The 12,166-nt window shown below is 71.7% G+C and carries 12 protein-coding genes and 1 pseudogene; 5 read left to right on the forward strand and 8 right to left on the reverse strand.

Going from position 1 to position 12,166, the window contains the following annotated elements; translation table 11 throughout:
* Nucleotides 1-94: 94 nt before the first annotated feature.
* Nucleotides 95-628 (reverse strand): protein phosphatase CheZ, encoded by a 534-nt coding sequence (locus tag FVE89_RS29205; RefSeq protein WP_161393653.1) that lies wholly within the window; start codon nt 626-628, stop codon nt 95-97.
* Nucleotides 629-739: 111 nt separating this feature from the next.
* The gene (locus FVE89_RS29210) at nt 740-1,123 is read right to left on the reverse strand and encodes a response regulator (RefSeq protein WP_091719055.1); all 384 of its coding nucleotides are present in this window, start codon (nt 1,121-1,123) and stop codon (nt 740-742) included.
* 291 nt (nt 1,124-1,414) lie between these two features.
* On the opposite strand from FVE89_RS29210, the gene FVE89_RS29215 reads away from it, so the two are divergent.
* Both FVE89_RS29215 and FVE89_RS29220 read left to right on the forward strand, forming a co-directional pair.
* Complete coding sequence (locus FVE89_RS29215) at nt 1,415-2,401, forward strand: bifunctional riboflavin kinase/FAD synthetase (protein ID WP_161393654.1); 987 nt, start codon at nt 1,415-1,417, stop codon at nt 2,399-2,401.
* Nucleotides 2,402-2,465: 64 nt separating this feature from the next.
* Nucleotides 2,466-2,684: a DUF2093 domain-containing protein gene (locus FVE89_RS29220; RefSeq protein WP_161393655.1), complete on the forward strand. Its 219-nt coding sequence runs from the start codon at nt 2,466-2,468 to the stop codon at nt 2,682-2,684.
* A 3-nt stretch (nt 2,685-2,687) separates the two neighbouring features.
* On the opposite strand, the gene lpxK is transcribed toward FVE89_RS29220, so the two are convergent.
* The 3 genes from lpxK to FVE89_RS29235 are packed head-to-tail and all read right to left on the reverse strand — an operon-like array spanning nt 2,688 to nt 5,784.
* Entirely contained in the window at nt 2,688-3,671 is a 984-nt protein-coding gene (gene lpxK, locus FVE89_RS29225) for a tetraacyldisaccharide 4'-kinase (protein WP_161393656.1), read from the reverse strand.
* The gene (locus FVE89_RS29230) at nt 3,671-5,002 is read right to left on the reverse strand and encodes a 3-deoxy-D-manno-octulosonic acid transferase (RefSeq protein ID WP_161393657.1); all 1,332 of its coding nucleotides are present in this window, start codon (nt 5,000-5,002) and stop codon (nt 3,671-3,673) included. Before FVE89_RS29230 ends, lpxK begins: the two co-directional genes overlap by 1 nt.
* Nucleotides 4,999-5,784, reverse strand: coding sequence for a lysophospholipid acyltransferase family protein (locus FVE89_RS29235; protein ID WP_161393658.1), 786 nt, complete (start codon nt 5,782-5,784; stop codon nt 4,999-5,001). Before FVE89_RS29235 ends, FVE89_RS29230 begins: the two co-directional genes overlap by 4 nt.
* A 295-nt stretch (nt 5,785-6,079) precedes the next feature.
* On the opposite strand from FVE89_RS29235, the pseudogene FVE89_RS29240 reads away from it, so the two are divergent.
* Together FVE89_RS29240 and FVE89_RS29245 are read left to right on the forward strand one after the other, a co-directional pair.
* A pseudogene (locus FVE89_RS29240) lies at nt 6,080-6,571 on the forward strand (VIT family protein); the annotation flags it as partial.
* 78 nt (nt 6,572-6,649) lie between these two features.
* A complete protein-coding gene (locus FVE89_RS29245) occupies nt 6,650-7,558 on the forward strand; it encodes a metallophosphoesterase (RefSeq protein ID WP_161393660.1) in 909 nt (302 codons plus the stop codon).
* Nucleotides 7,559-7,563: 5 nt separating this feature from the next.
* On the opposite strand, the gene FVE89_RS30745 is transcribed toward FVE89_RS29245, so the two are convergent.
* Nucleotides 7,564-7,710: a hypothetical protein gene (locus tag FVE89_RS30745; protein WP_202131161.1), complete on the reverse strand. Its 147-nt coding sequence runs from the start codon at nt 7,708-7,710 to the stop codon at nt 7,564-7,566.
* 308 nt (nt 7,711-8,018) lie between these two features.
* On the opposite strand from FVE89_RS30745, the gene FVE89_RS29250 reads away from it, so the two are divergent.
* Nucleotides 8,019-9,410: an amidase family protein gene (locus FVE89_RS29250; RefSeq protein ID WP_161393661.1), complete on the forward strand. Its 1,392-nt coding sequence runs from the start codon at nt 8,019-8,021 to the stop codon at nt 9,408-9,410.
* 126 nt (nt 9,411-9,536) lie between these two features.
* On the opposite strand, the gene FVE89_RS29255 is transcribed toward FVE89_RS29250, so the two are convergent.
* Nucleotides 9,537-10,670 carry a M20/M25/M40 family metallo-hydrolase gene (locus FVE89_RS29255; protein ID WP_161393662.1) on the reverse strand — a complete coding sequence of 378 codons (1,134 nt, stop codon included), beginning with the start codon at nt 10,668-10,670 and terminating at the stop codon, nt 9,537-9,539.
* Entirely contained in the window at nt 10,667-12,139 is a 1,473-nt protein-coding gene (locus FVE89_RS29260; RefSeq protein WP_161393663.1) for a M81 family metallopeptidase, read from the reverse strand. Before FVE89_RS29260 ends, FVE89_RS29255 begins: the two co-directional genes overlap by 4 nt.
* Nucleotides 12,140-12,166 lie beyond the last annotated feature (27 nt).

The following is a 12,166-nucleotide window of genomic DNA, read 5'->3' on the forward strand; positions in this document are numbered from 1 at the left end:
GGACCTCCCCCCTGCCGCCGGAGGGCGACTGGGCACCGGAATCCTGTAGCCGGTGCGGAGCCGGCAAGTCGACGGTCCGCCGACCCGATTCGCGTCAGCCGAACAGCGCGTCGATGTCGTCCTGGGACGGAACCTCGCCGTCCGCCTGGGGGCCGTTGAGCATCAGATCCTCCGCGCGGGCCCGCCGGGCACGCTCGGCCGGGTCGGTCGTGGCGGCGTCGCGCGCCTTCACGGCGCCCACGAACCGAGCGAGGCGCTGCTCGAACAGCCGCAGCGATTCGACCACCTTGGCGATCCGCTGCCCGGTGATGTCCTGGAACGCGCAGGCCTCGAAGATCGTGTTGATGCGCTCCTCGACTGCCTCGCGGTAGCCCGGCCCATCGGGCAGGCTGAGCATGGCTTCGGCCGCCTCCATGATCGTGTTGGTGGCGCCGGCTGTCGCCGCGACGACGCTGCCGAGCTCCTCATGCGCCATGGGGATCCGGTCGCGACTCATCTCGTTCGCGCGGAGCGCCCCGATCTCTTCGCGGAGATGGGCGATATATTCGGCGATCTCGCTCAACTCGGCGATGACGGCCTGGGGTTCCCGGAGTCGCACTTCGGACTGCCGGGGGACGGCTAACGACATGCTGTTCTCCTGAGATCGGCCGCCGTCCGGATCGCCTGCGCCGCGAGCGGGCGTCTTCCGACGCATCGGCGAGGCGGCCGGACGGCGCGGGGCGCGTTTCATCGATCCCAATCAGCTGCCGCAGACGGCTTCGATCTTCGATTTCAGCGTCGCCGCGTTGAACGGCTTGACGATGTAGTTGTTCACGCCGGCCTTCTTGGCGGCGATGACGTTCTCGGTCTTCGATTCGGCCGTGACCATGATGAACGGAGTCGTCCGCAGATTTTCGTCGGCGCGCACGTGCCGGAGCAGCTCGTAGCCCGTCATCGGCTCCATGTTCCAGTCCGAGATCACGAGGCCGTACTTGCGGTCCTTGAGCCGGGCCAGCGCCTCCGTCCCATCAGACGCATCATCGACCTCCTCGAAGCCGAGCTGCTTCAAGAGATTACGAATAATGCGGACCATCGTCTGGTAATCATCGACAACGAGGATCGGCATGCTCAAGTCGAGAGCCATCGAACCACTACTCCGTAATTGCCCGGCGGGAAGCCGCGGCGGCTCCCGGAAAGATTAACGCTTCGCTAAGGCTGCAATTTAGCTGCGCCGCACGTCATTTTAAATAGGGCTTGCGCATTGCGAAGCCGTTAATCGGCACCGGCACCGCATGGCTTGGCAGAGTGTTGCGCGGCGGCACCCGCCCCTCGCTTGACCCTCCGGGCACCTTTCGGCAGGGTCCGCTCGCATCGGGCCCGAGCGGGCATGGCCTGCGTTCCGAACCCGACCTTCCGAGTATCCGACCCCGATACAATGGCCTCAGGCGACGACACGGCGGCGCGGTCCTTCACCATCTGCGGTCCTGATGCGCCGGTTCCACCGGCCCTGGCGGGGGCCGTGGCGGCGATCGGCAATTTCGACGGCGTCCATCTCGGCCACCGCGTCCTCGTGGAGAGCGTGCGGGCGGTGGCGCGGGACGCCGGACGGCCGGCCGTGGTCCTGACCTTCGAGCCGCATCCGCGGGCCTACTTCACCCCCGACGCACCGATGTTCCGCCTCACCGGCCTCGCCGCCAAGGAGATCGTGTTCGCGCGCCTGGGGCTTGATGGGCTGATCGTGCGCCGGTTCGACGGGGCGCTCGCCGCCACCGGTGCGCGCGCCTTCGTGATCGACTTCCTGAAGGGATCGCTCGGCCTGTCCGGCGTGGTGGTCGGCCACGATTTTCATTTCGGCCGTGGCCGCGAGGGCACACCCGCGGTCCTGGCCGATCTGTGCCGGGAGGCGGGCCTGAGCTGCCGCATCGTGGCGCCGGTCGCCCTCGGCGGCGAGGCCGAGCCGGTCTCATCGAGCGCGATCCGCGCGGCGCTCGCGGCCGGGGATATCGCCCGGGCCAACGCCCTGCTGGGCTATCGCTGGTTCGTGCTGGGCTCCGTCCGCCACGGCGACAAGCGCGGCCGGCAGCTCGGCTTCCCCACCGCCAACGTGATGCTGCCCGATTGCGGCCTCGCGCATGGAATCTACGCGGTGCGGGTGCGCCTCGCATCGGGCCAGTTCCGCGACGGCGTCGCCAGCTACGGCCGCCGCCCGACCTTCGACGACGGTGCGCCGCTCCTGGAGACCTGCCTGTTCGACTTCTCCGGCGACCTCTACGGCCAGGAGATCGCCGTGGAATTCGTGGGCTACATCCGCGGCGAGGAGCGATTCGCCAGCGCCGATGCGCTGGTCGAGCGGATGCATGTCGACGCCGACGCGGCGCGGTCCCTGCTGGCGCGCGATGAAATCCGGTCGATGCTGGGGTGAATTTCCGGGGGGAGCGCGGTCAGCGCCGATCGTGTAGAAGGGCGGCATCGAGCAGGAGGCGGACGTGCTGGGTCGTTACGAGCGCGCGAACAACGGCGAGGCGGTGGTCGAGTACGGCGACGGCACGATGCGGGTGGTCAAGCCCGGCAGCTTCGTGCGCTGCGCGGTGACCGGCGAGCCGATTCCCCTCGACGCGCTGCGCTACTGGAGCGCGCTGCGCCAGGAGGCCTATGCCTCCCCCGAGGCGATCCTGAAGCGGCTGAAGGAGACCGGCCGGCCCTGATCGTCAGGGCGCGGCGTCGAGCACCCGCCGCAGCTGGCGGCGCAGGGCTTCCGGGTCATCGAACGCGAGGCGCACGCGCAGCACCCGTACCGGGACCGCGAAGGCAGCGGGCAGGCGCACCGCGTCCTTCTCGGTCGTGACGAGCGCGGCATCGAGCCGTTTCGCCTCCTCGGCCAGGGCGGCCAGTTCGCCCTCCCGATAGGCATGGTGATCCGGGAAGGCGCGTCGCGCGGCGATCACCGCCCCCGCCTCGGCCAGGGTGGCGAAGAATTTGTCCGGGCGCCCGATCCCCGCAAAGGCCAGGCAGCGCCGGTCTGCCCATTCCTCCGCCTCCCGAACGAGGCGCGCCCGGTGGACCGGCAGGCCCCGTCCCTCGGCCGCCCGCGCGATGACGTCGCCCGGCGCGCCGTCGCCGATCACGATCAGGCCGCCGACATGCGGCCATTGCCGGGCGAGCGGCGCCCGCAGCGGCCCCGCCGGAAAGGGCAGGCCGTTGCCGAGGCCGACCGGCGCATCCACCACGGCGAGGCTGAGATCCTTCGCGAGGGCGGGATTCTGCAGCCCGTCATCCATCACGATGACGTCGGCCCCGACGCGCCGGCACAGGGACGCCCCCGCCGGCCGATCGCGCGACACGACCGTGGGCGCCCGGCGGGCGAGCAGCAGCGGCTCGTCGCCGACCGCCGCGGCTTTGTGCCGTTCTGGATCGACCTGCACCGGACCGGGCTCCCGCCCCCCGTAGCCGCGGGACAGGAAGGCGGGGACGCGACCGAGCTCGGCGAGCAGATCCGCGACGGCGAGCGCCGCGGGCGTCTTGCCCGCCCCACCGAGGGTGAAGTTGCCCAGGCACAGGACCGGACAGCCCGCCCGCACGCCCACCCGGTCCATGCGCCGGGCCACGAGCGCCCCGTAGGCTGTCCCGGCGGGCGCCAGGACACGCGCCAGCGGGTGATCCGGTCCGGACGTCCAGAAGCCCGGCGGCCGCATCAGGCCCGCGCGAGCGGGCGCACGCGGCCGCCCCGATCGAGGCGTTGCAGCTTCATCTGCGCGACGAACGGATCCAGCACCGCGAGGGTGCGGGCGACCGCCCCCTCGAAGGGACGCAGGGCGCTCTGCCCGGCCTGCGCCATGGTGGCGAGCCGAACCTGATCGGCGAGGAGTTCCCCGGCGATCGCGGCCAGCTCGACCCCGTCCTGCACCGGCACGGCCCCGCCGGCGCGATCGAGCGCTTGGTAGACCGCGCCGAAATTGTCGGTGTGCGGCCCGTGCAGCACCGCCGTATCGAGGCGCACCGGCTCGATCGGGTTCTGTCCGCCCCGCGGGACCAGCGAGCCGCCGAGGAAGCCGAGCGGGGCGAGACGGTAGAACAGGCCCAGTTCGCCGATCGTGTCGGCGACGTAGACGTCCACGGACGGGTGCGGCCGTCCGCCGGTGGAGCGCCGGGTGCTGCGCAGGCCCATGGCCGCGGCGCACCCGACGACTTCTTCCGCGCGGGCCGGGTGCCGCGGGGCGATCAGCGTGAGGAGTTGCGGGAACCGCTCCTTCAGGATCGCGTGCGCGTAGGCGACGATGGATTCCTCGCCCGGATGCGTGCTGGCCGCGATCCAGATCGGCCGGCCGGCGACCATGGTGCCCAGATAGGCGAGTTGCTGCGGATCGGCCGGGGGCACCGGCGCATCGAACTTCAGATTGCCGGAAATGCTCACCCGCGGCGCGCCGAGCTTGGCGAAGCGGGCCCCGTCCTCCTGGGTCTGGCTGAGGCAGATCGCGATCCGCGACAGGAGCGCCTTGGCGGTACGCGGGCAGCGCTCCCAGCCGCGGAACGAACGCTCCGACATGCGGCCATTGACCAGGATCAGCGGAATCTCGCGCTCGTCGAGCGCCAGGATCGTGTTGGGCCAGATCTCCGACTCGGCGACGACCGCGAGGTTCGGCTGCCAATGGTCGAGGAAGCGCGCCATCCAGCGTGGGGCATCGAGGGGCATGTACTGATGGACCGCGCCGACCGGCAGGCGGGCGCCGATCAGGTCGGCGGCCGCGCGCGTGCCCGTCGTCACCAGCACGGAGAAGCCGCGGGCGATCATGCCCTCCACGAGGCCGATCAGCGAGAGCGCCTCGCCGACGCTCGCGCCGTGCATCCACACCAGGGGCCCGACCGGCCGGGCCCGCCCGGGCAGGCCGCGCCGCTCGGGGAGACGCAGCGGATCCTCCTTGCCGCGCTGCGCCCGCCACGCCAGGAGCCCGGACAGGGCCGGCTCGCCGATCCACAGGCCGGCCCGGTAGGCCTGCAGCGGCAGGGTCACGGAGGGACGCCTCATGCGGCGTCTCCCACCGGAGCGGCCCCTTCGACGGAGGGCGCCTCGCGGTAGAGGGCCGCCCGGTCGGCGCGCCCGACCAGCGCGTAGGCGCGGGCATGGACCCGGTTCATCTCGGCCTCGACGAAGCGGCGGAGCGTCTCGAAGGCCTCGCCCGCGCTGTCGCGCGGCACGTAGATCGGGTCGCCCAGCACGATCGCGCCCCGCCCGAACGGCAGGCCGAGGCAGGCGCGGTCCCAGGACTTGAAGCGCAGATGCCGGCTCGTCACCACGGCAGCGGGCACGATCGGCCGGCCCGAGAGGCGCGCGAGCGTCAGGATGCCGGCGTCGCACCGGCGCGACACCTTCGGCACGTCCGCGCTGAAGGCCACGGACTCACCGTCCTTCAGCGCCCGCAGCATGGCCCGCAGCCCCTCGGCCCCGCCCTTGGCGCGCATATCCGTGGCCCGGCTCCGGCCGCGGGCGCCCGAGGCCCGCATCACCCGCACGCCGAGCCGTTCCAGCGCGATGGTGTTGATGTTGCCGTCGGCGTTCCGCGAGATGATCGTGGCGACCCTGTCGGCGGGCCGGCGCAGCAGCGGCATCATGATGTGCTGGCCGTGCCACATGCCGATGATGAGCGGCGTGCGGGCGTCGAGCCAGGCATCGGCCTTGCCGGGTGACGCGCTGCCGGCCTGGATCACGAAGCGGTTGGTCCGCCGCACCAGACGCAGATAGGCCGCCGCGAGGCGGCCGAGCAGGCGCTGCACGGCGGGTTGACGGAGGAAACGCTTGCCGAGGCTCATGTCACGCCTGGGATGGCCGGACCGCTACCCGATCAGTTCCGGATCGAAATCGACCGCGCATGCTCTAGCCCCCGCGCATGAAACGAAACAATCGGCCCGGACCACAACCTGTGCGCTCGAAGCGCCGGCGACGCCGCCGCCCCGGGGGTGACGCGGATGCTCTCGTGGCGCGGCGAAAACACGGCGGACAGGCTTGTTTAGATCCATTCCAGACTATAGATTGGAATCGATCTAGAAATGGAGAGCCGACATGGCAGCCGTCCTCGAGAGCACCGCCGCGCTGGCCGCGGAGGCCCGCCGCGCCTTCGTCCTGCGCTACGTGCAGCCGGGCCTCGCCGGCCTGATCGACGGTTCGGTCTCGACCCTGGCACCGATCTTCGCGGCGGCCTTCGCGACGGGGCACAACGGCGCGACCTTCCTGGTGGGACTCGCGGCCTCGGTCGGGGCGGGGATCAGCATGGGCTTCACCGAGGCCCTGTCGGATGACGGCAGCGTCACCGGCCGGGGCGATCCCTGGATCCGCGGCCTCGTCTGCGGCGTGATGACGACGCTCGGCGGTCTCGGACACACGCTGCCCTACGCGATCCCCGACACGCTGCCGGCCGGCTGGCCGAACCCCTTCCTGCTCGCCACGAGCCTCGCGGTGCTGGTCGTGGTGGTGGAACTCGTGGCGATCGCGGCGATCCGCACCCGCTACATGGCCACCCCGTTCCCGCGCGCGGCCCTGCAGGTCATGCTCGGCGGCCTCCTCGTTCTGGCCGTGGGGATGCTGATCGGGAGTGCATGACGAGAAGCGCTTGACGGCGGCGCCCGCGCCCGCGATGCGAGGGCCGTTCCCAGCCCGTCCCGCGCGTGATTCCCGGCGTTGACCTTCCGCCTCGCCCATCTCAGCGATCCGCATGTCGGCCCCCTGGGCCGGGTGCGCCTGCATCAGCTCATCGGCAAGCGCGCCACCGGCTACGCCAACTGGCGGCGCGGCCGGTCGCGCAGCCACGACATGACGGTGCTCGAGGCCCTGGTCGCGGACCTGAAAGGGCAGGGGGCCGGGCACGTCGCCTGCACGGGCGACCTGTGCAACATCGGCCTGCCGAGCGAGTGGGCGACGGCACGCACCTTCCTGGAGGCCCTGGGCTCACCCGATGCGGTGAGCTTCGTGCCGGGCAATCACGACGCCTATGTCCGCGGCTCCCTGGAGGGCCTGCTCGACGCCTGCGGCGCCTATACGGGCGACGATTCGGGATCGGTCGGCCGATTTCCCTATCTGCGGCGGCGCGGGCCCCTCGCCCTGGTCGGCCTGTCGAGCGCGATTCCGACGAAGCCGTTCGTGGCGACCGGGCGCCTGGGCGCGCCGCAACTGGCCGCCGCCGAATCGCTGCTCCGGGCGCTCGCCACGGAGCCCGGCCGGCCGTTCCGGGTCGTGATGATCCATCATCCGCCGCAACCGGGGGGCGCGGCGGCGGGCCGCGAGCTGACCGACGCGGCGGAGTTCACGGCGATGATCGGGCGCGCGGGCGCGGATCTGATCCTGCACGGCCACAATCACGTGATCAGCACGGCCCGCATCCCAGGGCCCGACGGGCGGGGCGTGCCGGTCGTCGGCGTTTCCTCGGCCTCGGCCCGGCCGGACGGGCATGGGGCGACCGCCGCGCGCCGGGCCTCCTACATCGTGTACGAGGTTGCCCGGTCGAGAAACGGCTACGCGCTGGAGGCCCGGCGACGCGGGCTGGGCGCCGAGGGCACGATGTGCGACCTCGGCCCCGTCGATGTGACCTGATTCGATCAGGCGGCGGCGCGTTGCTGCCGGTTCAGGCTGGCTTCGTAATGCTCGGCCTGGAGCCGGGTCAGGCCGCAGATCAGGGCCAAAGTTCCGCGATACACGGTGTATGTGCCGTCATGCGTCGGCTTGACGCGAATCACCTCTGCCATGGGTCTTTTCCTTCGTGCGAGTTTACTTGCCGTGGACTGAGGAGATCGTCCCTCCCTCGTGAATGGGCCGTTGAACGCGCGAACGGCCGGCAGGTTATCGAACAGACCCGTCGTGGCAAGGGCCGGATACGGATGAATGCTTAGGTCTTTCTGTTGCAACGCGGCAAATCCTTGACTTCGCTGACGATCTCCGCCTGACCAAAAATGCGGCGGATGGCCTGCATTTTGAATGCGATGATGCCACCGCTCCCCGTGCAGCGAATCGGGGTTTGGACCCCGCCCCACCGGGGCGCGCGAAAGGACATTCGATGCAGCTCTGGCGTCTGACGGCGACCGATCTCGCGGCCCTGATTCGGAGCGGCCAAGCCTCGGCCCGGGAGGTCGCACAGGCGGCCCTGGACCGGCTGGACGCCGTCAACGGCCGGATCAACGCCGTGGTCGAGCATCGACCGGAGGAGGTGCTGGCGCAGGCCGACGCGGTCGATGCCGCCCTTGGCCGCGGCGAGACTTTGGGGCCGCTGGCGGGCGTGCCGGTGACCGTGAAGGTGAATGCCGACCAGCGCGGTTACGCGACCACCAACGGGCTGCGGCTCCAGCGCGACCTCGTGGCCCGGGACGACAATCCCGTGGTCGCCAATCTCCGTCGGGCCGGCGCGGTGCTGCTCGGGCGGACCAACACGCCGGCCTTCTCGCTGCGTTGGTTCACCACCAACCAGATCCACGGCGACACCAAGAACCCGCGCGATCCGGCGCTGACGCCGGGCGGCTCGTCGGGCGGGGCCGGCGCCGCGGTGGCGGCCGGGATCGGGGCGATCGCCCACGGCACCGACATCGCCGGTTCGGTGCGCTACCCGGCCTATGCCTGCGGCGTCCACGGCCTGCGCCCGAGCCTCGGCCGCATCCCGGCCTGGAACCCGTCCTCGCCCGAACGCGGGATCGGGCCGCAGCTCATGGCCGTCTCGGGGCCGCTCGCCCGCAGCATCGCGGATGTGCGCCTCGGACTGGAGGTCATGGCAGCCCCCGATCCGCGCGACCCCTGGTGGGTGCCGGCGCCGCTCGACGGCCCCGATGTCCCGCGCCGGGTCGCCCTGTGCGTGCGGCCGGGGGGCCTCGCCACCGCCCCCGAGGTGGAGGCCGCCCTGCGGGACTCGGCCCGCCGGCTGTCAGAGGCCGGCTGGACGGTGACGGAGATCGCCGACACGCCCCCGATTCGCGAGGCGAGCGAGTTGCAGCTCCAGCTCTGGCTGGGCGACGGCTACGCGGCCGTCCGCGAGGCGGCCGAGCGCGAGGGCGACCCGGCGGCGATCGGACTTCTGGAAAGTTTCCGGGGGCGGGCCGAGGCGATGAGCCCCGACGCCATCGCCAAGGCTCTGACGCGGCGCGCCACGCTCGCCCGCGACTGGTCGCTGTTCCTGGCCGAGAACCCGGTGCTGCTCGTGCCGGTCTCGGCCGAATTGCCGTTCCCGGACGGACTCGACCGGACGGAGGCCGGGATCGGTCGGGCCTTCGAGGCGAATCTCCTCCAGGTCGGGCTGGCCCCGCTCGGGATCCCGGCGCTGACGGTGACCACGGGCCTCGTCGGGCGCACGCCCGTGGGCGTGCAGCTCGTGGCGGCCCGCTACCGGGAGGACCTGTGCCTCGCCGCGGGGGCTGCGATCGAGGCGGCCGGGGTGCCGGAGATGCCGGTCGATCCGGCCTGAAATCCTGTTTGACTTTGGATTTCCAAAGGGCCGAGGCCCTTTGGTGGGTTGTCAGGGCAGAGCCCTGACGGATCCCAGGGCTCTGCCCTGGACCCGCGAAAGGTCTCGACCTTTCGAAACCACGAGTCACGCCGCCCCGAGGCTGGCCAGCAGCGCCGCGAACAGCCGCGCCCGCTGCGGCAGCGTCTCGATCAGCACGTGCTCCTCCAGGGTGTGGTAGCCCTGGCCGAGGGGGCCGAGCCCGTCCAGCGTCGGGATGCCGTTGGCGCCCGTGAAATTGCCGTCCGAGCCGCCGCCGGCGCTCCGGTGGGGCAGGGGGTGGCCGAGCGCCTCGCTCAGGCTCCGGGCCCGTTCGTAGAGGGCCATGCAGCCGGCATCCGGCTCCCAGACCGGCCGGGTCACGCCCCGGGTCACGGTGAAGCGGACGCCGTCCTCCTCGCCCGAGAGCGCCAGCATCCGCGCGACGCCGCGGTCGAGGTCGGCCTGGCGCTTGGCCATGCTGAGCGCCTGACCGCGGCAGACGGTCGGCACGCAATTCACCCACTGCCCGCCGGAGACGATCCCGGTGGAGAAGGTGCAATCGGCATCCGACAGGGCATCGATCGCGAGGATCTTGCGCGCCATGGCGCGGATCGCCGAACGCCCCTCATGGGGCGAGGATCCGGCATGGCTCGGGCGGCCCTGCGCCTCCAGATCGAACCGCGCGATGGCGTAGCGGCCGGTGACCACGCCGTTCTCCGGTTGGCCGGGCTCGGGCACCAGCACGAAGGCGTGGCGGGCGGCCTCGGCCTCGATCAGGTCGCGGGTCGAGGGGCTGCCGACCTCCTCGTCGCCGGTGAACAGCACCGTGACCGGCAGCGGCGTCTCGATCCCGGCCGCCGCGAGCGCCCGGATCGCCGCCAGCGCGACCACGTTGCCGCCCTTCATGTCGAGGATGCCGGGACCGTAGGCGCGCTCGCCCTCGATCCGCCAGGGCAGGGCGCCGAGCGTCCCCACCGGATGGACGGTGTCGAGATGGCCGAGAATCAGAATCCCCGGCGCGTCGCGGCGCGGATGCGCGAAGCGCGCGCGCACGCACTCGCTCAGGCCCATCCGCCCCGGGATCGTCTCGACCTGGGCCCCCGCCAGGGCGAGGTCCCGGGCGGCCACGCCCATCATCCGATTGACCGCGGCGGCATCGTAGGTCGGGCTCTCGCACTCGACCCAGGGGCGCAAGGACGCGAGGATGTCGCCCGCGTCGAGGTGCAGATCCGGGATCATCGGGCGGCCTCCGCGGCGAAGGGATCGGCGACCCTGGGCCAGTAGTTGCCCGTGCGCTTCGTGTAGGGGATGGCGCCGTAATCCGGCGGGACCGCGCCGGGCGCCGCCACGTAGCGGACCTCGCTCGCGATGGGCGCGAAGGCGGCGTAGAAGTGCTGCATCGACTTCACCACCACGATCCGCTTGTCGTCGAGGGAGAGCCCGAGCCCCGTGAAGGCGTCCGGCGCGAAGGCCTGCTGGCGCCTGTGGGTGAGGACCACGTGGATCCCGTCCGCCTCCACCCAGGCGGCGGGACCGAGGAGGGCCCGGCCGCCGCTGAGGCCCGTCTGGCTGTGGTCGTCCGAGAGGCCGCGCACGGTGATCCGCAGATCCACGGGATCGCCCGAGGTCACGCCGCACTTGCCGCCGATCCGGAGCATGAAGGTCGCGCCGAGCCCGGCCTCGTGGCAGATCCCGACCGCGCCGGGGTCCCAGATCAGGCCGAGGGCGACGTCCTTCACCCCGCGCTCGGCGAGACGGGCGAGGATCGCGGTGTTGTCCGAGGGCGCACCCGCGCCGGCATTGTCGGCGAAATCGGCGAGCACCATCGGGCGCGGGTCGTCGGAGGCCAAGGCCGCATCGATGGCGGCGTCGATCGTGTCGCAGCGGCTCGCCGCCTCCTCGCGCATCGCCCAGATTGCGGCGGCAAGTTCGTCGGCGAGCGCCTGCGCCCTGCCGGCATCGCCGTCGGCCACGACGAGCATCTTGGCGCCGACATCGGCCACGTCGCCCCAGGGGAAGCCGTGGCCGAACGAGACCGACAGGATGCCGTCCCGCCCCTCCAGCGATTCCATCCGGCGCACGAAGCCCGCGACCGGCTCGCGGCTGGTGCGCCACATGTTGATGATCCGGCAATCGGCATAGGCCATGACCGGCCGGATTTCCTTCGCGACCGTCCGCACCACGAGCGGGTACAGATCCCGGGCGCGGTCGACGATGTCGGTGTGGGGGTATTCCTTGTAGATCACGATGACGTCGGCGCTCTGCCGCATCGTCTCGGTGAGGTGGCAGTGCAGGTCGAGCTCGACGCCGATCGCCGCGTCCGGTCCGACGACGGCGCGGACCCGCTCCAGGGTGTCGCCCTCGCAATCGTCATAGCCCTCGGCCACCATGGCGCCGTGCATGAACAGCAGCACCGCATCGACCGGCAGGGCGGCCTTCAGATCCGCCAGCAGGGTCTCGCGCAACTCCTCGTAGACGGCGCGCAGCGTGGTGCCGCCGGGCTGCGCGAAGGTCGAGAGGCTCTCGACCACCGTATGGCCGTTGGCCTCGGCGAGTTCGCGCCACGCCTTGAGGCCGATATTGCTGAGGCGCGGCGGGTTCCTTGTGCCGTCCCGGCGGGCATAGTCGGCGTGGAAGGCCGCCCGGCCCGTGGGCAGCGGCGCGAAGGTGTTGGTCTCGGTGGCGAGGCCCGCGATGAAGATCTTCAAGGTGCTGTCCCACTCCGTCCCGGCCGC

This window comes from Methylobacterium sp. 2A (genome assembly GCF_009806555.1).
Classification (GTDB): Bacteria; Pseudomonadota; Alphaproteobacteria; order Rhizobiales; family Beijerinckiaceae; genus Methylobacterium.